This window comes from Synechococcus sp. MIT S9503 (genome assembly GCF_047304175.1).
In the GTDB taxonomy this organism is placed as follows: domain Bacteria; phylum Cyanobacteriota; class Cyanobacteriia; order PCC-6307; family Cyanobiaceae; genus Synechococcus_C.
In genome coordinates, this window is record NZ_CP138955.1 from 2,613,497 (window position 1) to 2,634,970 (window position 21,474).

Here is a 21,474-nt window from a genome sequence, read left to right on the forward strand (position 1 = left end):
CAGAGAACATGTCTCTTGGATGGACACGTTGAAGATGTTCCGCTTCGGAATCACGCACCCATCCTTCCTTGACGGGCTTCTTTGTTTTGTGCAGTTCTGAACCTGTTCACTGAACTGTGCTTTTGACGACCTTGTGTAGCTGTTTGATACACAACACAGAGGCGACTTACAAGTCAGCAGGGAGCTGAAAGAGGAAAGATGCCAATCGAGGCGACGGGGTGGACCGGGAGACCATCCCGTTTTTTATGTGCCTGTTTGGGGAGTGCTGATTCTGCGACCACCCTCGGCGCTCGTCAGACAAGACAAAGCACCGAACAGGACCAAGAATGGCACTGCGCGGTGCTTTGTTGCCGTTTAAGAGAGGTGCCAGGACCCAGATTTGAACTGGGGACACGGCGATTTTCAGTCGCCTGCTCTACCAACTGAGCTATCCCGGCGCGTTGTCTGCGCGACATTTGAATCTTAAATCACGGGGTGGAACCCTCAGGCCCGTTCTGGCCAGGCAGAGCACGCCACGGACGGCGATTCCTGAGGCCTTAAGGGCCTGTTGCGCGGCCACAACGGTTGCCCCAGTCGTGAGGATGTCATCAACCAGCCAGATCTCCTCCTGCAGCTGATCCCTTTTTCCATGCGGCATCAGCTGCTGAGCAGATGAACGTTTCAGGCTGAAGCTGTTGTGCTGATTGCTGACCCTCTGCTTTCGGTTGAGTCGGTGCTGGCCAACCGTGGGGCGACACCGTTGCAGCAGTTGAAGCGCTGGTCGATCCAGACAGCCACACATCAGATCAGGAATCGGGTTGGCACGGCTGTGCTCTTTCCATCCGGGAATTGGAACCAGCAGAGTTTGCTGTGGCAGGTCGCGTTGGAGGATCGTGCAGAGCGCCTGCAGTGCGTTGATGTTGTGATTGCGCCGCAATGACAGGATCAAACGCCGCATGTCGCGGTTGTACCAGCACGCTGCATGCCATGGCAGTGGTCTTGTCCCGTTGATCGCTGACTCTGCAAGACCGAGCCGATGTCGACAGGTCTCGCAGAGATCCGGTCGCTGCGCTTCGGAGAAGGACAGGCGCTTGCAGATCGCACAGCTCGGTTCGATCAACAGCTCTTTCAGAGATCTCTTGAGGGAGGTCAGCAAGGTGCTGTTCCGCGGCTGATCTCAGGATTCCCCTTGTTCAGCTCCGGCGGGCATGGCTCGCAACATCGCCACGAGCGTGCGGTGTGCATCTTCGCTGTCGGTCAGGGTGTGATCAAACGGAATGCTGATGGGTTCTCCGTTGACCTCCAGGGTCATGGCCTCTGCGGTGACTCCTGTCATGGTTGCGGCCGTTGCGGATGTCAGGCCTCCGTAGTGGTGCGCGTAGCGGAGCACAGCATCACTGTGGTCGTCATTCATATGACGACAGATGCGTTCGCTGATGGCTGGGGTGAGCGGATCGGCGGCCATGGAAAAGAGAAGATGAATGGATGAAGTCAGCTGAGACGCTGCCAGAGCAGCAGGGCCAGTCGAAAACCGCTGTACCCCACGTATCCGGCCAACACGATGAACAGCCCGATGGCGAGCGCGTCACGGATTCGGTTTACCAAGGGCTCATGGATGCTCGCTCAGTCAATTCTCTCCCGGAACGGGGAGATCTTCATGCTGCTGTTGCAGAGCGGTGAGTGCGAGTCGCGCGACCCCTGCAGCAGGTGGGCTGTAACAACTGCGGATCGGAATGCCTATCAATCGTTGACGTAGGCGTCGCCACTGGGGGTTTCTGGCACCTCCGCCAAGGGTCACCAGGCGTTTCGGCGCTGGAGCTCCCAGTTCAGTGAGCCTCTTCCAACCCTGGCATTCGATCCGGGTCAGGCCCTCCAGCAGGCCATGCAGGTAAAGAGCATCACTGACCGGCCGAGGTGTCATGACCGGAGAAAGGTTCGGGTCATCAACGGGGAAGCGCTCTCCTTTGCCGATCAGGGGCAGCAGCTTCAGGCCGCTCTCCTGATCGGTGTCGATCTGTCGGCTCAGCTCGTTGAGGTCTATCCCTGGGAAGCACTCTCGCAGCACGGCACCACCGCTGTTGGAGGCTCCTCCTCCAAGCCAGCGACCTCCCACACGATGGGTGGATGTTCCCGCGCCATCGCTCAGGGGTTGATCCGTGAACCGTTTCAGGACCAAGGTGCTGCCCAGCACGGTGATGCCTTCATCATCGGCGGCATCGGCGGTGAGCACCGCTGCATTGGCATCGGTGGTTCCTGCGATCACAAGGATGTCTTCGGAAAGACCGAGCTTGCTGGCTTGCGCAGGGTCCATGGTCCCCAGCAGAGAGCCGCTGGGTCTGATCTCCGGCAGCGCTTCTCGCCAGGACTGTTGGTCAAAGGACTCCGGCCATGTCTGATCGGTCAGTGACCAGCCCAGACGGAGGTTGTTGCCTTCTTCCCCAAGAGTCCAGTCCTTCAGCAGCCAGCCGGTGATCCAGTCAGCCTGATGCCGAAGAAGCAGGGGCTCTGTGTGCAGCAGCGCCAGTCTGAGAGCACGCACCAAACTGCCGCTGGCGCTGGCGGCAGGAGTGCCTGCGGGGACCAGCTCACGAACCTGCGAGAGCTGTTCCGGACAGGCAACGTTGTAGGGCAATGCCTTGCCAAGGGGCTCGCCGTGCTGATCGCAGGCCACCAGGGTCCCGGAGGTTCCGTCCACCGCAAGAGCTCCGAGCTTGGAGCGAAGCTCTTGCGGGATGGCTTGGATCAGCTGGATGCAGCTGTTCCGCCAGTCATCGGGATACTCCAGGTTTCGGTCGTAGTCGGTTGAGTCCGAATAGAGCAGATCACGGTATTGATTGATAACCGCAACCCGCACACCACCGGTGCCCAGATCGATTCCGAGCGCCAGTGAATCGCCCATCTAGGGATCAGGTGTTACGCAGTTCAGCCGCCTTGGCATCGACGTTCTCCCAAGGGGCTTTCAGATCGTTTCGGCCGAAGTGTCCATAGGCCGCGGTGTCCTGGTAGAAGCGCCCATCACGTTGCTGAGGCAGATTGCGCAGTCCGAAACTTTCGATGATGGCTCCTGGTCGCAGGTCGAAGTGCTCCTGGACAAGACCTGTCAGTGCATCGTTGGCCAACTTGCTGGTGCCGAAGGATTCCACGAGGATTGAAACCGGTTTGGCAACCCCGATGGCGTAACTCAGCTGCACTTCTGCTCTTTCAGCCAGGCCAGCTGCGACGAGGCATTTCGCCACGTAACGCGCTGCATAGGCGGCCGAACGGTCCACTTTGGTGGGGTCCTTTCCGGAGAAGGCGCCGCCGCCATGACGGGCATAACCGCCATAGGTGTCCACAATGATTTTGCGCCCGGTGAGGCCCGCATCACCCTGGGGTCCACCCACAACGAATTTTCCGGTGGGATTCACCAGATACTTGGTTGCTTCACGGCTCGGCTTCAGTGCCAGGTCAGCGGTTGCAGGCTCCACAACGTGGGTCCAGAGATCCTCCGTGATGCGCTCGCGGATTCCCTGTTCATCACTGATGCCTCCCACTTCAGCGGTGTGTTGGGTTGAGATCAGGATTGTGTCGATCGCGACAGGTTTGTCATTGTCATAAACAACGCTCACCTGTGTTTTTCCGTCAGGCAGCAGATATCCCAGAGTGCCGTCATGACGAACTTCCGCCAGCCTTCTGGCGAGGCGGTGCGCCAGGCTGATGGGCAGGGGCATCAGTTCGGGTGTTTCGTTGCATGCATAGCCGAACATGATGCCCTGATCGCCTGCTCCGACTAGATCGAGGGGGTCGCCGGCATGATCATCGGCTTCATTTACTCCCTGAGCAATATCTGGAGACTGCTGGTCGAGGGCCACCAGAACCGCACAGCTGTTGGCGTCAAAGCCGCCGGCTCTAGCGCCGCTGTAGCCAATCTCCTTGATCACGTTGCGCACAAGATGGATGAAGTCCACCTGCGCTTTGGATGTCACCTCACCCGTGATCATGCAGAGGCCGGTGTTGACGACCGTTTCGCAGGCCACACGGCTGGATGGATCCTGCGCAAGCAGCGCGTCGAGTACGGCATCACTGACCTGATCACAGATCTTGTCCGGATGCCCCTCCGTGACGGATTCGGAGGTGAAGACGTATCGACTCATGACCATCGGTGATTGCCGGCGACTGTAAGAGGTCGGCGTTTCAGCGCTTTGACATTTCGTCTTTGGTCGCAGTCAGTTCGCTCCAGTGACTGATCAGATGCTCATGGCCAGTCAGCTTGGGTTCTCGATGCCATCCCGCCACATAGCCGAGGGTCAGACCGATGCCGGCTTGTCGCGCCATCAACAGATCTGTGTCTGCGTCTCCAATCAGGGCACAGGTGTCCACCGCCAGCTTCAGCTGCGAGCAGAGTCCATGAACGGCTCCTGGATCCGGTTTGGCTGGGTGGTGATCAGCGCTCCACAGCCCGCTGATGCAATCGTTGAGTTGGTGTTGATCGAGAAATTGCTGAATTCCTGCAGTGGTGTCATTGCTGATCACGGCACAGATGATCCCCGCATCGGCCAGTTCACGAAGAAGTCTCGCCGCGTCCGGTAACAGGCCAACAGGCTTCCCGCTTGGGTGACGCTTTTGTCTGCATGCATCGACCTGAGCAAACACCTCCTCCGCGAGCAACAGTGATTGCGGCCAGCTCAGATTCATCTGGCAGAACACTGTTGCAGTGCTCAGCAGGTTGTGATGTCTTGAAGCAACAGCAAGCGTGCCGTCGGGGATGACACCTTGCGGCGAACGTCCAAAGGTTCTCTTCAGAAGATCCTTCAGCTCCAGAATCGTGGTGCCGTGGGCTCCCCGTTGCTGGAATCTGCGAGCGGATTCCTCAATACGATCATCAGCCAGTTCGATCAGGCGAGGCTCACTATGGGAAAGGGTGCCGTCCTTGTCGAACAGCACCCCCCTCACCGGACCGAGATCGCGGCTTCTGAGATTGAGATGAGCCATGGGCTCAGTTTCCTCAGATCATCATTGAACTCAGGGGCTCTTCACCTTCCTCGGCCTGTTCCAGCAACATCTGCTTGTAGCGGGCTGCCATTTCCTCGGCCTTGTCAAACACCTTCTGGGGATCGGTGAGCATGTCGCCGGGCTCCGGTTCCAGAGCCTTGGTGGAGAGTGAGATCCGGCCCCGTTCGGCGTCGAGATCGATGATCATCACTTTCATCTGATCGTTCACGTTCAACACCGAGTGAGGGGTTTCGATGTGCTCGTGACTGATTTCAGAGATGTGAAGCAGACCGCTGACACCACCGATGTCGATGAAGGCGCCATAAGGCTTGATGCCACGAACCGTGCCAACAACGACCTCACCGACCTCGAGGCGATTCATCTTGCGCTCGACCAGAGCGCGTCTGTGGCTCAGCACCAGACGATTGCGCTCCTCGTCGACCTCAAGAAATTTGAGGGGGAGGAAGTCGGCTACGAGCTCTTCCTTGGGTTTGCGAGTGCTGATGTGTGATCCGGGAATGAATCCGCGCAGGCCTTCCACCCTGACCAGTGCACCGCCTCTGTTGGTGGCAAACACCTCGGAATAGATGGTTGCGTCTTCCTTCTGGAGTTGACGTACTCGTTCCCAGGCTCTCTGGTATTCGATGCGGCGAATGGACAGTGACAGCTGTCCGTCTTCGTTCTCCTCGCTCATGATGAAGAACTCCCGGATTTCTCCGGGTTGCAGCACATCGCTCAATCCTTCGACACGATTGATCGATACTTCCTGCAACGGCATGAAGGCCGCGGTTTTGGCTCCGATATCGATCATCGCCCCCTTTGATTCCAGGGCGAAAACCGTGCCGTTGACAATGTCGCCGGGTTTGAAGTTGTAGTCGTATTTGCTCAGTAAGGCAGCGAATTCGTCGAGTGTGAATCCGGCGTTCTCCATGTCCCGGCTGGTTGCCCTGCTGCTGGGATCGTCAGCTGTGGGAATGTCTTCGGGAATGCCTAGGTCATCATCCGTACCGAAGTCGGCTTGCTTGGCTGATTGATCAGCCACGGCTTCGGACGAGACCGCTTCCGCGGTATCCACTGCAGATTCCTGCGAAGGATCTGTGGGAGTGACAGTCATGGAACGCTGGCGGTCTGCCCATGGGACAGAGCGAAGGAATCTGATACAGGCCCGCCGACCCGAATCAAGGGATTATCGATTCTACAGATCGACGATCAGGCTCGAATCGCAGCTGTGAGTTCCGCCTTGGTCGCGTTGATGCCTTCCAGGGTGGCGACAAAATCGCTTACGCCGCTGAACTGGCGGTAGACGGATGCAAAACGGATGTAGGCCACTTCACTGAGAATTTTGAGCTTTTCAAGCACCAGCTCTCCGATGTCGCTGCTGCTCACTTCCCGACCACTACGTTGCTGCAGGCTCAGTTCCAGCTCCTCAACCATGGTTTCCAGACGTTCCGGAGCGATGCCCGTTTTTTCGCAGGCTCTGCTTAATCCATGCAGGAGTTTGCTGCGACTGAACGTTTCACGATTGCCGTTCCGTTTAATCACTGTGATCGGCACAGTTTCAACCCGCTCATAGGTGGTGAAGCGGAACTCGCAGTTGAGGCATTCCCGGCGACGACGCACGCTTCTTCCTCCATCGGCGGCTCGCGATTCGAGCACCCGGCTATCCGTGTTTTGGCAGGAGGGGCATTGCACGCCCTTGAAAGTACGTAGATGTATTAATTGTAAGGCTCGCGTCCACCCATGACATCTTGCCAATGAATTCACGTTGAAGGCATAAAAAAAGCCCCGCTGAAAGCGGGGCCTGATTGATCACTTGCCAATCTTCGGTGGATCGCGGAATGCGATGGCGAAGAAGAGAGTTGCAATCGCGAGAGTGAGGATGAGGATGTAAGCGAAGCTTTCCATCGGGTATCTCCTAAGAGCTGATCAGCTGAGCTTGGTACCTGCAGGGGGCACATAACCCTCGGGCAGTTTGCGGGTGGAGCGATCTCCCAGTTTTTGGAAGAGACCGAACTCGATCTGTTCGCCAAGATCGGGGTCGATACCGGCAAACACATCACGGTACAGAGTTCTTGCTCCATGCCAGATGTGGCCGAAGAAGAACAGAAGCGCGAATGTGGCGTGTCCGAAAGTGAACCAACCACGCGGTGAACTGCGGAAGGTGCCGTCGGAGTTGTAAGTCTCGCGATCGAATTCGAACGCTTCACCAAGTTGAGCCTTGCGGGCGAGGCGCTTCACATCAGCAGGGTCAGTGAAGGTCTGACCATCGAGTGCACCTCCATAAACAGACGCCGTGACTCCCTGTTGTTCGAAAGAATACTTCGCTTCAGCGCGGCGGAAGGGGATGTCTGCTCGCACGATCCCATCTGAGTCTTCGAGGATCACAGGGAAGTTCTCGAAGAAGTTCGGCAGACGGCGAACCTGCAGCTCGCGACCATCCTTGTCAGTGAAGGCAATATGTCCAAGCCAGCCAGTGGGTAGACCATCGCCGTTCACCATCGGGCCGACACGGAACAGACCACCCTTGGCTGGACTGTTGCCCACGTAGTCATAGAAGGCAAGCTTTTCAGGAATCGAGGCATAGGCCTCTGACTCCGTCTGGCCTTGATCCATCGCGGTCTGAACACGCCGATTGATCTCGGTCTTGAAATAACTCTGATCCCACTGATAGCGGGTAGGTCCAAACAACTCAATGGGAGTTGCAGCTGCGCCGTACCACATGGTTCCTGCAACCACGAAGGCTGCAAAGAAAACTGCTGCGATGGCGCTGGCCAGAACAGTTTCAATGTTTCCCATCCGCAGTGCCTTGTAGAGACGCTCGGGTGGTCGGGTGGTGATGTGGAAAATACCGGCGATGATGCCGACAATTCCAGCTGCGATGTGGTGGGCGACGATTCCACCTGGATTGAAAGGGTTGAAACCTTCAGGTCCCCAAGAGGGTTGAACCGGTTCAAGGTGTCCGGTGACACCGTAGGGATCTGATATCCACATGCCGGGCCCGAAGACGCCCGAGAGGTGGAAGGCTCCAAAGCCGAAGCAGCCGAGGCCCGCCAGGAGGAGATGAATGCCGAAGATCTTTGGCAGATCAAGAGCCGGCTCCCCGGTGCGGGGGTCCTGCCAAATCTCGAGATCCCAATAGGTCCAGTGCCAGATCGCGGCCAGCATCAACAGACCGCTGAAAACAATGTGCGCAGCGGCTACACCTTCGAAGCTCCAGAAGCCTGGGTTCACGCCAGTGGCGCCGGTAATACTCCAGCCGCCCCAGCTGTCCGTCACACCAAGACGGGCCATGAAGGGCATCACGAACATGCCCTGACGCCACATCGGGTTCAGGACTGGATCGGAGGGGTCGAAGATGGCAAGTTCATAAAGCGCCATCGAGCCGGCCCAGCCGGCGACGAGGGCAGTGTGCATGAGGTGCACGGCCAGAAGACGGCCCGGGTCGTTAATAACGACGGTGTGCACCCGATACCAGGGCAATCCCATGGGTCAGGTTCGGGGGAACGGAGCTGCCAATGCAGCCAGACTTGGCGATCGTAGGGCGTTCACTTCGATGTACGCGTCAGGCTGTCGTGTCCTGCAACGTGAATGGAGGTGACTCAGATGATCGAAGTTCTCGATCCCGCCGGTCTCCTGGGTTCGCCTGCTCGCCGGCTCATCTCGCTCTGGGGGGTTACAAAACGCAACCTCTGGCTCCAGAGTGATGTGGTTTCGGCGTGTCGCAGCGCCCTGCTTTTTCTGAAAATCAATGCCTGTCATCCGTTTTGTGCGTGAAGGTCGGGATGTGGAATGCTTCCCGGGTGAAAATCTCCGCGCTGTGGCCTTACGGGAGGGGATTCAGCTCTACGGACTTAAAGGTCAGCTGGGCAACTGCGGCGGCTGCGGACAGTGCAGCACCTGTTTCGTGAAGGTGGAAGGTGAAAGCTCCGCTTCAGCCCTGAGCAAAAAAACTGAAGTGGAGGAGTCCAAGCTCAGACGCAGGCCTGAGGGTTGGCGTTTGGCTTGTCAGTCTCTGGTCGAGCAGTCGGTGGTGGTGGTGACCAAGCCTCAGGCTTCGATGCCTGCCCAGGTCAACCGAATTGCTGCGGCCTTGGCGGCTCCTCTTCCAGAAGGGCCGCAGCAGTGGCCAGGTGCCGTTGTTGGTGATGAGATCATGTCTGCCTGCCCAGCGGCAGACGTGATCAGCTCATCGATGGAGGTCTCAGGTAAGGCTTTACCTGCAACGCCCGGTGAAGAGCGCTGATCGGATCGAGTCAAGACTTTCCGGACGGTGATACGTTCCAGCAGGTTCTTTCACGTTCATGGAAACCAACGATCTCGGCTTCGTGGCCAGCCTGCTGTTTGTTCTGGTGCCGACCGTCTTCCTGATCATCCTGTTCATTCAGACCAACAGCCGCGAGGGCTGACTGCCCATCAGCGGCTCTGCTCTCGACTCTGATCACCTCCGCTCCGGCTCTCTGACCAGCAGCACGGGGGCAGGGGCGTGAACTCTGATGTAGTCGCTGACTGAGCCGCCGAGCAGCTTGTCGAGATCGACAAGCCCTCTTGCAACAAGAGGACGGCGGTCTTGTGAGGCCAGAACCACCAGATCGGCGCTGACCTGGTCGGCAGCCAGGCAAACGCCCTTGCCGATGTCACTGTTGGTCACGTGCAGGGGGTTCAGTTCAACCCCAAGGTTGCGAGCTCTCTTCACTGCTTTGTCAAGGTATGAATCACTTTTGCTGGGCGCTCCTCGAGATGCCGCAGGTTCCTGGCGAGCCACATGGACGCCAGTCAGCTTTCCTCCGGGAATCTCCCTGGCCATCTCACAGGCGAGTGTGAGCGCGTCGTCTCCGACTCCTGTTCCGTCAATGGTGACAAGAATTCTGTTGATGTGGCGGATGTAGAGGTCGTCTCGCACCAGCAGCATCGGCCTGGTTGAGAGCTGGAAGACGTACTGGCTGGCACTGTTGGCCAGAATCGAGCGGAGCCTGCCGAGACCTCGTGATCCCATCACGATCAGGTCCACGTCCAGTTCGTCTGCCACGTTCAGAACGGTCTGCTTGGTATCTCCCTGGCGAATGATCGAGTTCACGTCCTGGGGGTTGAGCCCCAGCTGCTCAACCGCTCCTGCCAGCAAGCTGCCGGCGCTTTTCCAGTGCTGTTGTGTTGCTGACATGGTCTGTTCCGGCACCACATGCAGCAGATTGATTCTGGCTGCCTGAAAGGCCGGCAGATCGCGCAGCATTTTGATCATCTCTCCGACGTGGCCTTTGCCTGAATCGGCGATCAGCAGGTTCTTGAACACGGCGAAGCCTCGGCCTATGAAGCAGCCTATGGCTGATTGCAGTGCACGTTCTGATGGTGAATGAGAGCGTTACCAGAACCCCATGGCGCCTGACCAAGCGTGTGCTGCCGCAGCACACTGACCATGGTGGAGTGATGTGGCATGGGGCCTATGTGGGATGGCTGGAGGAGGCTCGGGTGGAAGCGCTTTCCTCGACCGGCTGCCCCTACGAGACGATGGCTTCGGGCGGCTTGGAAATGCCTGTTGTTCAGTTGCAGATCCGGTACCGGGAAGCGCTGAGGCTTGGCGATGAGGTGGTTCTGATGAGTGTCGCCTCTGTCCAAAGGGGGGTTCGCTGGCCCTGGCTCACCCGATTCATCAGGCGTGGAGTTTGCGTGGCGGAGGCCTCGGTGGAGCTTGTTCTGGTGAGCGTGCGGCCGGACCGCAAGGTTCTGCGTCGCCCGCCTGAAGAGATTGCGTTGGCATTCAAAACCCTCCTCCAAGGCCCTGATCAGCCTGATTGATAGTATTTTTGTACTAGCAATGAGCGCGTGTCGGAGAGGGGTTGGTGGTGGTTATGGATGCAGTGTCCTGGAATTGGTGCCGTCCGGATGCGCCAGCTCTGTTCTGCTGTCGCTGAGGCTCCCGGGGGACTCAAGGAGCCCTGGAGATGGTCCCTTCCCCGGCTGCAGAAGGCGTTCGGGTGGCCGGAGCAGGTGTTGTGCTCCTTTGATCGCTACAGGACAAATCTTGGTCTGCAGCCCTGCCTTGAGGTTCCGAGTCACGTTCTTCTGCCGTGTGATCCTGGCTGGCCAGCGGGCTTTGAGAACCTGGAGCGCCCGCCGCTTTCGATTCAGTGGCGTGGCACCAGAGGTCTCCTCCCTCTGCTGTCGTCTCAGCAGGCGATTGCCGTGGTTGGCACGCGTCGACCTTCATCACACGGCCTTCGCATGGCTGCAGGCCTGGGTCGAGCCCTAGCCAGGGCGCGCTGGCCTGTGGTCAGCGGCCTTGCTGAAGGAATTGATGCAGCTGCTCATCGAGCCTGTCTGGAGTCTGGAGGCCAGACCGTTGCTGTTCTGGGAACCCCGCTGCATCGTGTCTATCCCCCTGAGCATCGCCAGTTGCAACAGGCGATCGCCGACGCCGGGCTGCTGATCACGGAGTTCCGTGATTCCGAGAGGGTCTCACGATCCTCTTTTGCTCGACGCAACCGCTTGCTTGCCGCCGTCACCAAGGCTGTTGTGGTGGTCGAATGCCCGCAGAACAGCGGAGCGCTTCGGACCGCTGTCATGGCTCGTTCGATGGACATCCCTGTGTGGGTTGTTCCAGGAGATGCACTGCGTGATTCGGCTCAGGGCAGCAATGCTCTGCTCGGATCGGTGGCTGAGCCGCTGATCAATCCCCAGGATCTGATTCAACAGCTCGGACCTGGTCCCGGTCTCCCTGGTTCTCACGCTGATCCAGGGCTCGCCGAAGATGACGGGAACACCACGCCTTGCACTCCCGTTCAGATTCGCTTGCTGAAGCTGCTGAACGACGATTTCAGCTTCGATGAGATGGTTCAGTCACTTCAATCGAATCCTGAGAACATCGCTTCCGAGCTGCTGAAGCTCGAACTGGCCGGTCGGGTGAAAGCACAGCCAGGTTTGCGCTGGCGCACGCTCTAAGTTCGTTCGATGGAGTCCGAGCAGTGTTCGGGACAGGAGTTGCTGGCCTGGCGTCGCCAACAATTGCTGCGAGGAGGCCGGGATGTTGATCTCGACTGGCTGCTCGCGATGGAGGCCAACCTGAGTTGGGCTGAACTTCAGAGACTGCGGATTCTTCCTGAGGAAACAGCTTCTCTTGCCAGGCCCCTTGCGGCCTTGGAGGAACTCTGGGGAAGGCATGTTCAGGATCATGTGCCGCTGCAACATCTCGTCGGACGCTGTCCATGGCGCGACCTAGAACTTCGGAGCAGCCCAGCGGCGCTGATTCCCCGTCAGGAGACTGAGTTGCTGATTGATTTCGCTCTCGAATGCCTGCGGGAGGAGGGCAGGTTCCCCCACGGCGGCCGGTGGGCGGACCTTGGCACAGGCAGCGGCGCCATGGCCATTGCCCTGGCTCGTGCTCTGCGCGGTTGGCATGGGCATGCTGTTGATCTCAGCGCTGCGGCTATCGGCCTGGCGCGCATCAACTTCAACGCCATGACGACATCCCCGAATTGGCAGCTGCATCAGGGTTCATGGTGGGAACCTCTGCGTCCGTGGTGGGGGCAATTCGATCTTGTTGTTTCGAACCCTCCCTACATCCCTGACCGTGTTGTTGATGCTCTCGACCCGCTTGTTCGCGACCATGAACCAAAACAGGCTCTCTGTGGTGGAGAGGATGGTCTGGACTGTTGCAGAGCAATTGTGAACCTGGCTCCCCGGGCTCTTTCCGCCGGCGGCTGGCTTCTGCTTGAGCATCACCATGACCAAAGTGATCAGGTGTTGGCTCTGATGAGGTCAGCCGGGCTGATCTTCGCTCAATCCCGCTCCGATCTCTGCGGGGTCAAGCGTTTTGCCATCGCCAGACGTGCGCCTCACCCCGAAGCAGTGTCACGGTTTCGCCCATGACCAATATCAGACCTCCACAGTTGGCCGCCAAGGAGATGGCGAGTCATCTCCTTGGCGGTGGCGCTGCGCTCCTGCCCACCGACACCCTGCCGGCACTTGCAGCCGCTCCTGATCATGCGGCGCAGATCTGGGCCCTCAAGCAGCGTCCGCAGGACAAACCGCTGATACTGATGGCTTCTCAGGCTGACCAGCTGCTTGCGCTCACCAGCGAAGAGGCCAGAGATGATGCCGAACCGCTGGTCGATCGTTTCTGGCCTGGCGCGCTCACCCTTGTACTTCCCGTGACGAGTCGCCTGAGTCAGAACCTCAACCCCGGCAGGGCAACTCTGGGGATGCGCGTTCCGGACTGTGACGTCACGCGAACACTCCTGAGTCAGAGCGGCCCGCTGGCGACAACCAGTGCCAATGCTTCGGGCGCTCCGTCCAGTCGGAGCGCGGCTGAAGCCGGAGCTGCTTTTCCCGATTTGCCGCTGCTGTCACCACTGCCCTGGCCTGTGCCTTCAGGCCTTGCCAGCACTGTGATTGCCTGGACATCACCAGGCTGCTGGCAAGTGTTGCGCCAGGGCGCTGTGATGGTTGATGTGACTGAAACATCTCCTCCATGCTCTGGCTGATTGCGCTCCTGCTGGTGCTTCAGGCTCTCTTCCACTGGATTCTGGAGCCTGTGATCCGCGGAGTCACGCCCTTGTTCGAGTTCAAGCTGCTGCCCTGGTTGCTGGCCTTGGTGGGGCTCTGGTTTCTGGCTGGGCCCACGGATTCGAACAAGACACGCTGAACAGAGGGACTCAAGTGCCTGAAAGCCGGCTGACGGATTTGAACCGACGACCTTCGCTTTACAAAAGCGCTGCTCTACCACTGAGCTAAGCCGGCAATGAGGGAACTCTACCGGCGTACATCGGTGCCCCAGATCTGATCTGCTGCATCCACCAGAGGCTGAGCTGCAGCCGTGATCGACAGCCTGTTTTGCCAAGGCTAGTGCTGATGTGGCTTTCAACCGTGCGGATGCTCAATACCAGTGTTTCTGCGATCGCCCGATTGCTCATGCCCTGCAGCAGAAGGTCAAGCACCACCATCTCAGCAGGGGTCAGCTGAAAATTGGTCATCGATTGAGAAAGATCCTGTTGAAGGGATTCCCCCTCATTCCGGACAGCTTCAATCCTTTGAGCTGGCTGCCATTGAACGACGGATCGGCAGATTGGCCACAAGTGCTGTGACGCGATCCTCCGTTTCGAGGCTCACATCTCCCTCATCCAGGTCTATGTCCACATACTTGGCCACGACCTCAAAGATTTCCCGTCGCATCTGATCAAGAGTCTCTGGGCTCAGGTCACTGCGATCGTGGGCCAGAACCAATTGAAGTCGCTCACGCGCTGTGGTGGCACTGGCAGGTTGACGACGCAGGATTTTGTCGAGCAGGTCTTGCAAGGTCATGGCGTTCAGAAAATCTTCGTTTGCATCAGTTGGCGCACCCTGGCGCGGATCCCACGCCGTTCCTTCGCAGGGTCCATGAGGGGGATGTCCTCTCCCTGAAGACGACCGGCGATGTTCCCGTAAGCCCTGGCCGCGGGTGAGGCTGTGCCGTTGAGAGTGAGCGGTTCACCCTTGTTCGTGCTGACGATCACCTGTTCATCTTCAAGAACCAGCCCAAGCAGAGGCAAAGCCAGGATGTCGGTCACATCGTCGACAGCCAGCATGTCCTGGTTGGCCATCATCTTGGGACGGACTCTGTTCAGGACAAGCTGAACCGGTGATACCCCGTGGGTATTGAGAAGCCCGATCACACGATCAGCATCCCTGACTGCTGAGACCTCTGGGGTTGTGATAACGATGGCTTCCTTTGCGGCGGCCACGGCATTCTTAAAGCCGTCTTCAATGCCGGCAGGGCAGTCGATCAGAACGTAGTCGAAACGATCCGAAAGCATGCCTGCGATGGTCTGCATGTCCTCGGGCTTCAACCACTCGAGCATCCGCGGATTACCAGCCGGAAGCAGGGCCAGGTTCGGCTGCTGCTTGTGTTTCACCAGCGCCTGGTCAAGTCGGCAGGTCTCCGCCAGCACTTCCTGCGCGGTGTAAACGATTCGATTCTCGAGTCCCAGCAGCAAATCGAGATTTCTGAGCCCGAAGTCCGCGTCAAGAACAACGGTGCGAGCTCCTAGCCCGGCCAGAGCGATGCCGAGATTGGCAGTGAGGGTGGTCTTGCCGACGCCACCCTTTCCCGAGCAGATCAGGATCGTTCGCGAATTGGTCACCGGGTCCCGTTTTGATCGCGCCACATTAATGGCATTGATCCTTTCCGTCCTCCCGAGCTTGATCAGGTTTGCTGGGCGGCGAAGGGTGGCTTGGCAGGCTCGATAGAAATGGCTCCCTCAACAATGCAGGCCTGCTCGGCGAGGCCTGGCTGGGGCCGTTCCTCCGGTCCACGCGCCACCAGCTCTGCAATGCGCAGCTGAAGTGGTCTCAGCTGCAGTGCCACGATCCTGGCTTCGCTATCTCCCCTGCGTCCGGCATGTGCTCTGCCGCGCAGGCGTCCCCAGACGTAGACATCTCCATTCGCGGATGCCGAGCCCCCCGGGTTCACATCACCCACGATCAGCAGGTGCCCACGGCTCTCGATGTGATCACCGGAGCGCAGCGTTCCTCGATGGACAGTCAGTTCAGCATCCGTGCCGATGTCGTGAGCCTGGTCATGCGTGCCTCCATCGCTTGTGGAGTCAGGGCTCACATGACGTGCGATCAATCCCAGAGCCGCAGCACTGATCATCGTGTCTCTGCAGCGGGTTGTGACAGCTTGAACGGGATGGCCAGCCTCATTCAAGGTTCCGAGCAGCTCCTCCAAATCACGGCAGCTCAGGCTCCAGTCTCCTGTGTCCAAATCGATCACCTGGCGCGGTATGGAGGGGAGCTGCGAGGGAAGCCACTGCTGCCAGGTCACCGATCGGAACGCCGGGAGGCGGAGGCAGAAAGGGGTCTGCGATGACGGTTCAGGAGTCATGGCCGGACAGTACTCAGATCATCCGCCTTTAGCGCGTGCTGGCCATGGCCTGATTGAGTTCGGTTGCAATCTCTCCAGGGTGGATCAGCCAGGCTGATGCCGCTGGAATGGCGAGACTGTTCACCAGTGGCGAACACTGTTCGAGCGCCCGCAGACTGTGGCCGTTCCAGAGGCGCAATCCACCTCGATAGGGGTGATATCCACGAATCTGATTTTGTCGCAGGCCGCAGCACATCTCAGGGTCGAGGCCTGCTTTGTTTGCAAAGGTCTGGGCTTTGGCAAGCAGTTCCAGCTGCTTCGAGGAATCCATCTGACTGACATCCAGTGCCTTGAACAGGCGGCGGTTCAGGAACCGATCGCACAGATCGGCAAGCGGCTCGGGCGCTTCCTCTCTCCATCGCTGGAAGTGATACCCGGTACGCAGGTCATCGTTGGCTAGGTAGCTGTGCAGTTCGAGCTCCCCGGTGTCCCAGAGCCAAGCCTGCATGATCCGATCAGCCCAGATCCGCTCGGGGCCGAGCTGTCGAGCCTGCCGGATTAGTTGCTCCAGCAACCAGTTGCAGACCACATTGAGGCGATGGTTGTAGACACTGCGGTACATCAGGCTCCGCACCACGAGGTAATGCTCCACAGCCATCAGACCTTTTGGGTGGATAGCCAACTCGCCGTCCGGGGCTAGCGTGATCGCCGCAAGGATGCGGTCCAGATCCAGCTGGCCGTAACGGGCGCCCGTGCTGTAGCTGTCGCGCAACAGGTAATCCAGGCGATCGCAGTCGAGCTGGCTGCTCACCAGGGCCTTGATCACGCCACGCTCCGCACGGCCGTGCTCCAGGAGGTCGGCCACGGCATCAGCTGTTCCTTTTGAAAACCGCTCAAGGGGAGCCTCGATCTCGGGGTGTTCACGGATCACACGTGCAGACCACTGCTCATGGTGGGTGTCGAACATCTCCTCCCCTGTATGGCTGAGCGGGGCATGGCCCAGGTCATGCAGCAGAGCGGCGGCGTAGAGCACACCCTTCTGGTCGTTGAGTGCCGGATCAAGCTCAACCAGCCTCTCCATTGCCCGTCGCGCGATGGCAAACACACCCAGTGAATGCGTGAACCGACTCGACTCGGCGCCGTGAAAGGTGAGGAATGCCGGACCGAGCTGGCGGATGCGCCTCAGCCTTTGAAAAGGAGCCGTATCGACGAGCTCGAGCACCATGGCTTCTGCTGGTTGATCAGCATCCAGGCTGATTCCGCGATGAAGTGGATCGTGATAGGTGCGCGAGCTCATTCAGCTCAACTGCTCCGCTTCAACCTCGTCGCTGGTCGGTGACGCATCACTGTCGGTCTGGCTGGCCTCCTGATCAATCAGCGACTGAAGTACCCGTTCAGCGTCCGCCAGCCAGCGATCACCCTCTCCGCCGGGATTCAGTGGTTCTGGTCCGTCCAGGATCCTGTCCGGCGTGATGCCTTCACCTTGTATGTCTCGACCGCTGGGTGTGACATAGCCGGCCACGGTCACGGCGAGGCCACTGCTGTCACTGAGGTTGGTCAGGGTCTGAATCAGCCCCTTGCCGAAGGTGTTGCTTCCGAGCAGCAGCGAACGGTCATCATCCTGAAGAGCCCCCGCCAGGATCTCGCTGGCGCTTGCCGTGCCTTCATTGACCAGCGTCACCATCGGTCCCGAGTAGAGCACTTCAGGTCCAGCCTGGATCGGATCGGCGATGCCGCTTCGGTTCCGGGTCTCAACGATGGGTTGCTGATCCAGGAACGCATCGGCAACGGCCAGTCCGGCACTGACGAGGCCGCCGGAGTTGTTGCGCAGATCCAGCACCAATCCCTCAACGCTCTTGTCGGAGAGCTCGTCGATCGCTTCGCGGACCTGGTCGGGCACGCTCTCGCTGAACTGTGTGATCCGGATGTACCCGAGAGTGTGGGCATCACTGCGCAGCCTCCGTGTCCGCACGGGACGCAGGTCGATGTTGCGCCTCTCAAGAGTCAGTTCCTGCTGTTCTCCCTGCGGTGACTGCAGTTTGAGCACCACCTGGGTTCCGACTGCACCTCTGAGACGCGCTGCGGTGGCCTCGAGACCAAGTGACTCAACCGCTTCACCATTCACCTCAAGCACCTCGGTGCCACTCAAGATGCCGGCCTCGGCCGCCGGTGATCCTTCCAGTGGAGCGATCACCACAGTGGCGTTGCTGTCCTGTCGGTGGCCAAGCTGCAGACCCACACCGCTGAGGTTTCCCTCATTGCTTGCCTTCATCACTTCATAGTCGGCAGGTCGCAGCAGCCTGGTGTAGGGGTCGTTGAGCGGCAGCAGCATGGCCTCGATGGCGCTGTAGGCGTCCTCGCTCGTTTCAATCGTGTTTTCAAGTGCTTTCTGGCGGAGGCGCTTCCAGCGGATCTTGTCGAACTGGCCAGGGTCGAGATAGCCCTGGTTCACCAGTCGCCAGCTCTCCACCACCAGTTGCTGGGCGTCGTTCAGCGCCAGCGCCTGGGGGGTTGCAAGCAGAACGATGAGCACGGCGCTCGCCAGACCAAAAGCCAGGCTTCGCAGACGATCCCTGCATCCATTAACAGTCGGCAACATTGGCTTCATCCCTGCCCGCAACTGGAAGGTCATCGGTAGACTCTCGCAATCCAAGCCCACCTCTGCATGGCGAACTCCTCACCTGTCTACGACTGGTTTCAGGAACGTCTTGAAATTCAGGACATTGCTGATGACATCAGCAGCAAGTACGTGCCTCCACACGTCAACATTTTCTACTGCCTCGGTGGAATCACACTGGTGTGCTTCCTGATTCAGTTCGCGACCGGCTTCGCAATGACCTTCTACTACAAGCCGACGGTCGCCGAGGCTTACAGCTCCGTTCAATATCTGATGACGGACGTCAGCTTCGGATGGCTGATCCGCTCCGTGCACCGCTGGAGCGCCTCGATGATGGTGCTGATGCTGATTCTCCACGTGTTCCGCGTCTATTTGACCGGTGGTTTCAAGCGCCCGAGAGAGCTCACCTGGGTAACCGGCGTCACCATGGCCGTGATCACAGTGTCTTTCGGGGTTACAGGATATTCACTCCCCTGGGATCAGGTCGGTTATTGGGCCGTGAAGATCGTTTCAGGGGTTCCTGCTGCAATCCCCGTGGTCGGTGATTTCATGGTCGAGCTGCTTCGTGGTGGCGAAAGTGTCGGGCAATCCACCCTCACGCGCTTCTACAGCCTTCATACTTTCGTGATGCCATGGCTTCTGGCGGTATTCATGCTGATGCACTTCCTGATGATCAGGAAGCAGGGCATTTCCGGCCCCTTGTGATCCGTTTCAGTCTCTGTGCTCTGCGGAGTTCAGTCCCACCTCTCTGATTAAGGTTCCAACATCACTCACTGATCCATGCACATTCTCAAGAAGCCGGATCTGAATGATCCCAAAATGCGCGCCAAGCTCGCCAAGGGCATGGGCCACAACTATTACGGCGAGCCTGCCTGGCCCAACGACCTGCTCTACATCTTTCCGGTGGTGATCCTGGGCACCATTGCCTGCATCGTGGGCCTCGCCGTGCTCGACCCCGCCATGCTCGGCGACAAGGCCGATCCGTTTGCCACTCCCCTGGAAATTCTTCCTGAGTGGTATCTCTATCCGGTCTTCCAGATCCTGAGGGTCGTTCCCAACAAGCTGCTGGGAATCGCTCTCCAGACCCTTGTTCCCCTCGGGCTGATGCTTGTCCCGTTCATTGAGAGCTTCAACAAGTTTCAGAACCCCTTCCGGCGTCCTGTGGCTATGGCCGTGTTCCTGTTTGGAACCGCCACCACCATTTATTTGGGTATCGGCGCGGCCATGCCCATTGATAAATCCCTGACCCTGGGTCTCTTCTGATCTGAACCGGATCCAGTTCAGATCGCATGAGCCCGGCCGTTGGCCGGGCTTTTTTACTGGTGATCCAGATCGCTATGACTCTCCTCAAGCTCCTCATCAGCAGGGTCAGCCACGGCTCCTTCATCCAGGTCGAGAAGCAGAACGTCGTCAGGATTGACGCGCAGAAAGTGGTGCAGCAGCAGAAAGCCCACGATGGTCCAGGTCTGGTAGGTCCGGGACTGCTGCCCCACCCAGGTGCCGGTCGGGCCATCGAAGTATTCCGCCCACTGCTGCCTCGGCAACTGGTTGAGATGACTCCAGTAGCACTCTTCCAGCAAGGCTTTCATCTGCCCCATTAGCAGCACATCGGCATGGGGGTGGCGTCGTTCGTGCAGCAGGATCGAACCCCCGAAGAACCACAACAGGCTTGGCCAGTGCCCACCGTTGTGATAGCTCCAGGGCCAGTTCTTCGGATCTGATCCGGTCTTGTTCTGCCACTCCAGGCTCTCCATCGGAGGGTGGCAGATACGCATGGGCATCTCCGCCATCAGATGATCGCGGTTGTGCAGCGTGAGGCGGAACAGCGCCCGTTGCTGTGGAGCGGTCAGCAGCCCGAAGAGGCAGCCGAGCGAATTCCCGAGGCTGTAGAAGCGGAAGTCGGGGCGCCCTGTGCGCATGTTGCCGATCAGGTAACCGCCACGGTTCTCGAGCCAGTCCTGCAGCCAGTCGGGGATGACCTGAGGCTGAACGTTGAATTCGTTCTGGTGCTGATTGTCTCCGTACTGCTCCGTTGGTCTTCGCCTGAGCACCTGCATCGTCTTGCTCGTGACCCAGTAGTGCTTCAGCAGAAACTGGCGAAGGTCATGAACCCACTGACGGGTGAGCACAAGTCTCTGGTCCAGCAGTCGGCTGCTGTGGTGTTTGCGTCCCAGCTCCATCAGCTGAGTGCAGCAGCGCAGGGACCCGTAAAGCAGCACCTCCACTTCCAGTGGTGCACCCCACACATCCATCGGGCGGTCAATCATGAAGGCGCAGTCCGGCACGAACAGCACCGGAGTTCCCTCAAAGGTGGGATGCAACACCAGATCCAGCAACAGCTGAACTCCGCGCTGCACAGCCTGGCTGGAGGCGAACTCCTCGTCACCGCTCGATTTCACATACATCCAGCACAGAACAGGCCACCAGAGGCTCGCGTCGACTGATGTGATTCGGCCGATGGAACGCTGGCCATAGTCAGCGATCAGATGGCCTTCCTCCTCCACGAAACTTGTCGGGAACACCCCTCTGGTCTGGTAAGTGGTGCTTTGCAGGTCAAGGCAGATGGTCAGAAACTGCCGCACGATGTTGAATCGCTTCTGTGTGAGCAGATAGACCATCACAGGAACGTTGTCCCTCAGGAAGATCTCGCCGTAGTTGAGGGCTTCGTCATGTCGGGGATGTTCCAGCGCTGCGACGCTGCCCGCCAGGTGACCACGCAGTGGTATAAGCGTGCGCTCAAAGTGCTCGCGGGCTTTCTGGACCACCTGATCTTCCTTCGAGCTCGGTCGAACACGCTGGTTCTGCTGGCTGAAGCGTCCTGCCATGATCGGCTGCCTGTAGCCGAAACGTAGTGCTGGAGATCGATCACGGCAGTGGAAGCAAGTCTTGAGATGCGTATTAGTTGCGTTGTGGGTTGATGGTGAGCTATGTTTTTGGACTGCGCGGAAGGCGGAAGCCTGAGGCGCAGCTTCTGAGCATGAAGAGCGCGAGCTTGTAGTGTTTGGGGGTGCTTACGAGGCCGAGAGGGAGAGATCCCACGGTGTTGTAAGTTTCACAAGCGGCCGCGAGGCCGCAC

The 21,474-nt window shown here is 58.8% G+C and carries 26 protein-coding genes and 2 tRNA genes; 9 read left to right on the plus strand and 19 right to left on the minus strand.

Annotated elements, in window-relative coordinates; all coding sequences use genetic code 11:
- Positions 1-364 precede the first annotated feature (364 nt).
- The 10 genes from SIB56_RS14115 to psbB form a co-directional block, all read right to left on the minus strand.
- A tRNA-Phe gene (locus SIB56_RS14115) sits at positions 365-437 on the minus strand.
- A complete protein-coding gene (locus SIB56_RS14120) occupies positions 428-1,135 on the minus strand; it encodes a ComF family protein (protein ID WP_413324509.1) in 708 nt (235 codons plus the stop codon). The genes SIB56_RS14115 and SIB56_RS14120 overlap by 10 nt, the downstream gene beginning before the upstream one ends.
- A 21-nt stretch (positions 1,136-1,156) precedes the next feature.
- On the minus strand, positions 1,157-1,444 hold the full coding sequence (locus SIB56_RS14125; RefSeq protein ID WP_413324510.1) for a DUF2470 domain-containing protein: 288 nt from the start codon (positions 1,442-1,444) through the stop codon (positions 1,157-1,159).
- Positions 1,445-1,606: 162 nt separating this feature from the next.
- On the minus strand, positions 1,607-2,878 hold the full coding sequence (locus tag SIB56_RS14130; RefSeq protein ID WP_413324511.1) for a sugar kinase: 1,272 nt from the start codon (positions 2,876-2,878) through the stop codon (positions 1,607-1,609).
- 7 nt (positions 2,879-2,885) lie between these two features.
- Positions 2,886-4,112 carry a methionine adenosyltransferase gene (metK, locus tag SIB56_RS14135; protein WP_413327450.1) on the minus strand — a complete coding sequence of 409 codons (1,227 nt, stop codon included), beginning with the start codon at positions 4,110-4,112 and terminating at the stop codon, positions 2,886-2,888.
- Positions 4,113-4,152: 40 nt separating this feature from the next.
- On the minus strand, positions 4,153-4,950 hold the full coding sequence (locus SIB56_RS14140) for an HAD family hydrolase (RefSeq protein WP_413324512.1): 798 nt from the start codon (positions 4,948-4,950) through the stop codon (positions 4,153-4,155).
- A 13-nt stretch (positions 4,951-4,963) separates the two neighbouring features.
- The gene (locus SIB56_RS14145; protein WP_413324513.1) at positions 4,964-6,064 is read right to left on the minus strand and encodes a 30S ribosomal protein S1; all 1,101 of its coding nucleotides are present in this window, start codon (positions 6,062-6,064) and stop codon (positions 4,964-4,966) included.
- Positions 6,065-6,159: 95 nt separating this feature from the next.
- Positions 6,160-6,642 (minus strand): transcriptional regulator NrdR, encoded by a 483-nt coding sequence (gene nrdR, locus SIB56_RS14150; protein WP_413324514.1) that lies wholly within the window; start codon positions 6,640-6,642, stop codon positions 6,160-6,162.
- A gap of 117 nt (positions 6,643-6,759) precedes the next feature.
- Positions 6,760-6,855 carry a photosystem II reaction center protein T gene (locus SIB56_RS14155; protein ID WP_006042122.1) on the minus strand — a complete coding sequence of 32 codons (96 nt, stop codon included), beginning with the start codon at positions 6,853-6,855 and terminating at the stop codon, positions 6,760-6,762.
- A gap of 21 nt (positions 6,856-6,876) precedes the next feature.
- Complete coding sequence (psbB, locus tag SIB56_RS14160; RefSeq protein ID WP_413324515.1) at positions 6,877-8,436, minus strand: photosystem II chlorophyll-binding protein CP47; 1,560 nt, start codon at positions 8,434-8,436, stop codon at positions 6,877-6,879.
- Positions 8,437-8,698: 262 nt separating this feature from the next.
- Here psbB and SIB56_RS14165 point away from each other — a divergent pair, with 262 nt between their 5' ends.
- Both SIB56_RS14165 and psbM read left to right on the plus strand, forming a co-directional pair.
- Entirely contained in the window at positions 8,699-9,193 is a 495-nt protein-coding gene (locus SIB56_RS14165; protein ID WP_413324516.1) for a 2Fe-2S iron-sulfur cluster-binding protein, read from the plus strand.
- Positions 9,194-9,251: 58 nt separating this feature from the next.
- Entirely contained in the window at positions 9,252-9,356 is a 105-nt protein-coding gene (psbM, locus tag SIB56_RS14170) for a photosystem II reaction center protein PsbM (protein WP_006042119.1), read from the plus strand.
- Positions 9,357-9,388: 32 nt separating this feature from the next.
- On the opposite strand, the gene SIB56_RS14175 is transcribed toward psbM, so the two are convergent.
- Positions 9,389-10,237 carry a universal stress protein gene (locus tag SIB56_RS14175; RefSeq protein ID WP_413324517.1) on the minus strand — a complete coding sequence of 283 codons (849 nt, stop codon included), beginning with the start codon at positions 10,235-10,237 and terminating at the stop codon, positions 9,389-9,391.
- 53 nt (positions 10,238-10,290) lie between these two features.
- Between SIB56_RS14175 and SIB56_RS14180 the strand changes: the two genes are divergently transcribed.
- From SIB56_RS14180 to SIB56_RS14200, 5 genes are read left to right on the plus strand one after another with little or no spacing between them, the layout of a single operon-like run.
- A complete protein-coding gene (locus tag SIB56_RS14180; RefSeq protein WP_413324518.1) occupies positions 10,291-10,740 on the plus strand; it encodes an acyl-CoA thioesterase in 450 nt (149 codons plus the stop codon).
- A gap of 27 nt (positions 10,741-10,767) precedes the next feature.
- Positions 10,768-11,883 (plus strand): DNA-processing protein DprA, encoded by a 1,116-nt coding sequence (locus tag SIB56_RS14185; RefSeq protein WP_413324519.1) that lies wholly within the window; start codon positions 10,768-10,770, stop codon positions 11,881-11,883.
- 9 nt (positions 11,884-11,892) lie between these two features.
- On the plus strand, positions 11,893-12,810 hold the full coding sequence (prmC, locus tag SIB56_RS14190) for a peptide chain release factor N(5)-glutamine methyltransferase (RefSeq protein ID WP_413324520.1): 918 nt from the start codon (positions 11,893-11,895) through the stop codon (positions 12,808-12,810).
- Positions 12,807-13,424: an L-threonylcarbamoyladenylate synthase gene (locus tag SIB56_RS14195; RefSeq protein ID WP_413324521.1), complete on the plus strand. Its 618-nt coding sequence runs from the start codon at positions 12,807-12,809 to the stop codon at positions 13,422-13,424. Before prmC ends, SIB56_RS14195 begins: the two co-directional genes overlap by 4 nt.
- Positions 13,412-13,585: a hypothetical protein gene (locus SIB56_RS14200; protein ID WP_413324522.1), complete on the plus strand. Its 174-nt coding sequence runs from the start codon at positions 13,412-13,414 to the stop codon at positions 13,583-13,585. Before SIB56_RS14195 ends, SIB56_RS14200 begins: the two co-directional genes overlap by 13 nt.
- A gap of 23 nt (positions 13,586-13,608) precedes the next feature.
- On the opposite strand, the gene SIB56_RS14205 is transcribed toward SIB56_RS14200, so the two are convergent.
- From SIB56_RS14205 to ctpZ, 7 genes are all read right to left on the minus strand, one after another.
- Positions 13,609-13,680, minus strand: a tRNA-Thr gene (locus SIB56_RS14205).
- Positions 13,671-13,913, minus strand: a complete 243-nt coding sequence (locus tag SIB56_RS14210; RefSeq protein WP_413324523.1) for a response regulator transcription factor — start codon at positions 13,911-13,913, stop codon at positions 13,671-13,673. The genes SIB56_RS14205 and SIB56_RS14210 overlap by 10 nt, the downstream gene beginning before the upstream one ends.
- Before the next feature lie 49 nt (positions 13,914-13,962).
- Positions 13,963-14,241 (minus strand): cell division topological specificity factor MinE, encoded by a 279-nt coding sequence (minE, locus tag SIB56_RS14215; protein ID WP_413324524.1) that lies wholly within the window; start codon positions 14,239-14,241, stop codon positions 13,963-13,965.
- A gap of 5 nt (positions 14,242-14,246) precedes the next feature.
- Positions 14,247-15,059: a septum site-determining protein MinD gene (gene minD / locus SIB56_RS14220; RefSeq protein ID WP_413324525.1), complete on the minus strand. Its 813-nt coding sequence runs from the start codon at positions 15,057-15,059 to the stop codon at positions 14,247-14,249.
- Between the two features lie 62 nt (positions 15,060-15,121).
- Positions 15,122-15,802: a septum site-determining protein MinC gene (gene minC, locus SIB56_RS14225; RefSeq protein ID WP_413324526.1), complete on the minus strand. Its 681-nt coding sequence runs from the start codon at positions 15,800-15,802 to the stop codon at positions 15,122-15,124.
- Between the two features lie 28 nt (positions 15,803-15,830).
- Entirely contained in the window at positions 15,831-17,078 is a 1,248-nt protein-coding gene (locus SIB56_RS14230; protein ID WP_413324527.1) for an HD domain-containing protein, read from the minus strand.
- Entirely contained in the window at positions 17,079-18,380 is a 1,302-nt protein-coding gene (gene ctpZ, locus SIB56_RS14235; protein WP_413327452.1) for a carboxyl-terminal processing protease CtpZ, read from the minus strand.
- A gap of 66 nt (positions 18,381-18,446) precedes the next feature.
- Between ctpZ and petB the strand changes: the two genes are divergently transcribed.
- Together petB and petD are read left to right on the plus strand one after the other, a co-directional pair.
- Positions 18,447-19,103, plus strand: a complete 657-nt coding sequence (petB, locus tag SIB56_RS14240) for a cytochrome b6 (RefSeq protein WP_006042106.1) — start codon at positions 18,447-18,449, stop codon at positions 19,101-19,103.
- 75 nt (positions 19,104-19,178) lie between these two features.
- Complete coding sequence (gene petD, locus SIB56_RS14245; RefSeq protein WP_067095562.1) at positions 19,179-19,661, plus strand: cytochrome b6-f complex subunit IV; 483 nt, start codon at positions 19,179-19,181, stop codon at positions 19,659-19,661.
- A 53-nt stretch (positions 19,662-19,714) separates the two neighbouring features.
- Here petD and SIB56_RS14250 read toward each other — a convergent pair whose 3' ends face one another.
- Entirely contained in the window at positions 19,715-21,223 is a 1,509-nt protein-coding gene (locus SIB56_RS14250) for a glycoside hydrolase 100 family protein (protein WP_413324528.1), read from the minus strand.
- Positions 21,224-21,474 lie beyond the last annotated feature (251 nt).

Bases quoted from the DNA above. Each gene is read 5' to 3' on its own strand.
- SIB56_RS14125 (WP_413324510.1), bottom strand. From the start codon at position 1,444: ATGGCCGCCGATCCGCTCACCCCAGCCATCAGCGAACGCATCTGTCGT.
- SIB56_RS14130 (WP_413324511.1), bottom strand. From the start codon at position 2,878: ATGGGCGATTCACTGGCGCTCGGAATCGATCTGGGCACCGGTGGTGTG.
- metK (WP_413327450.1), bottom strand. From the start codon at position 4,112: ATGAGTCGATACGTCTTCACCTCCGAATCCGTCACGGAGGGGCATCCG.
- SIB56_RS14140 (WP_413324512.1), bottom strand. From the start codon at position 4,950: ATGGCTCATCTCAATCTCAGAAGCCGCGATCTCGGTCCGGTGAGGGGG.
- SIB56_RS14145 (WP_413324513.1), bottom strand. From the start codon at position 6,064: ATGACTGTCACTCCCACAGATCCTTCGCAGGAATCTGCAGTGGATACC.
- SIB56_RS14155 (WP_006042122.1), bottom strand. From the start codon at position 6,855: ATGGAAAGCTTCGCTTACATCCTCATCCTCACTCTCGCGATTGCAACT.
- psbB (WP_413324515.1), bottom strand. From the start codon at position 8,436: ATGGGATTGCCCTGGTATCGGGTGCACACCGTCGTTATTAACGACCCG.
- SIB56_RS14165 (WP_413324516.1), top strand. From the start codon at position 8,699: ATGCCTGTCATCCGTTTTGTGCGTGAAGGTCGGGATGTGGAATGCTTC.
- psbM (WP_006042119.1), top strand. From the start codon at position 9,252: ATGGAAACCAACGATCTCGGCTTCGTGGCCAGCCTGCTGTTTGTTCTG.
- SIB56_RS14180 (WP_413324518.1), top strand. From the start codon at position 10,291: ATGGTGAATGAGAGCGTTACCAGAACCCCATGGCGCCTGACCAAGCGT.
- prmC (WP_413324520.1), top strand. From the start codon at position 11,893: ATGGAGTCCGAGCAGTGTTCGGGACAGGAGTTGCTGGCCTGGCGTCGC.
- SIB56_RS14195 (WP_413324521.1), top strand. From the start codon at position 12,807: ATGACCAATATCAGACCTCCACAGTTGGCCGCCAAGGAGATGGCGAGT.
- SIB56_RS14200 (WP_413324522.1), top strand. From the start codon at position 13,412: ATGCTCTGGCTGATTGCGCTCCTGCTGGTGCTTCAGGCTCTCTTCCAC.
- SIB56_RS14210 (WP_413324523.1), bottom strand. From the start codon at position 13,913: ATGACCAATTTTCAGCTGACCCCTGCTGAGATGGTGGTGCTTGACCTT.
- minE (WP_413324524.1), bottom strand. From the start codon at position 14,241: ATGACCTTGCAAGACCTGCTCGACAAAATCCTGCGTCGTCAACCTGCC.
- minC (WP_413324526.1), bottom strand. From the start codon at position 15,802: ATGACTCCTGAACCGTCATCGCAGACCCCTTTCTGCCTCCGCCTCCCG.
- SIB56_RS14230 (WP_413324527.1), bottom strand. From the start codon at position 17,078: ATGAGCTCGCGCACCTATCACGATCCACTTCATCGCGGAATCAGCCTG.
- ctpZ (WP_413327452.1), bottom strand. From the start codon at position 18,380: ATGTTGCCGACTGTTAATGGATGCAGGGATCGTCTGCGAAGCCTGGCT.
- petB (WP_006042106.1), top strand. From the start codon at position 18,447: ATGGCGAACTCCTCACCTGTCTACGACTGGTTTCAGGAACGTCTTGAA.
- petD (WP_067095562.1), top strand. From the start codon at position 19,179: ATGCACATTCTCAAGAAGCCGGATCTGAATGATCCCAAAATGCGCGCC.
- SIB56_RS14250 (WP_413324528.1), bottom strand. From the start codon at position 21,223: ATGGCAGGACGCTTCAGCCAGCAGAACCAGCGTGTTCGACCGAGCTCG.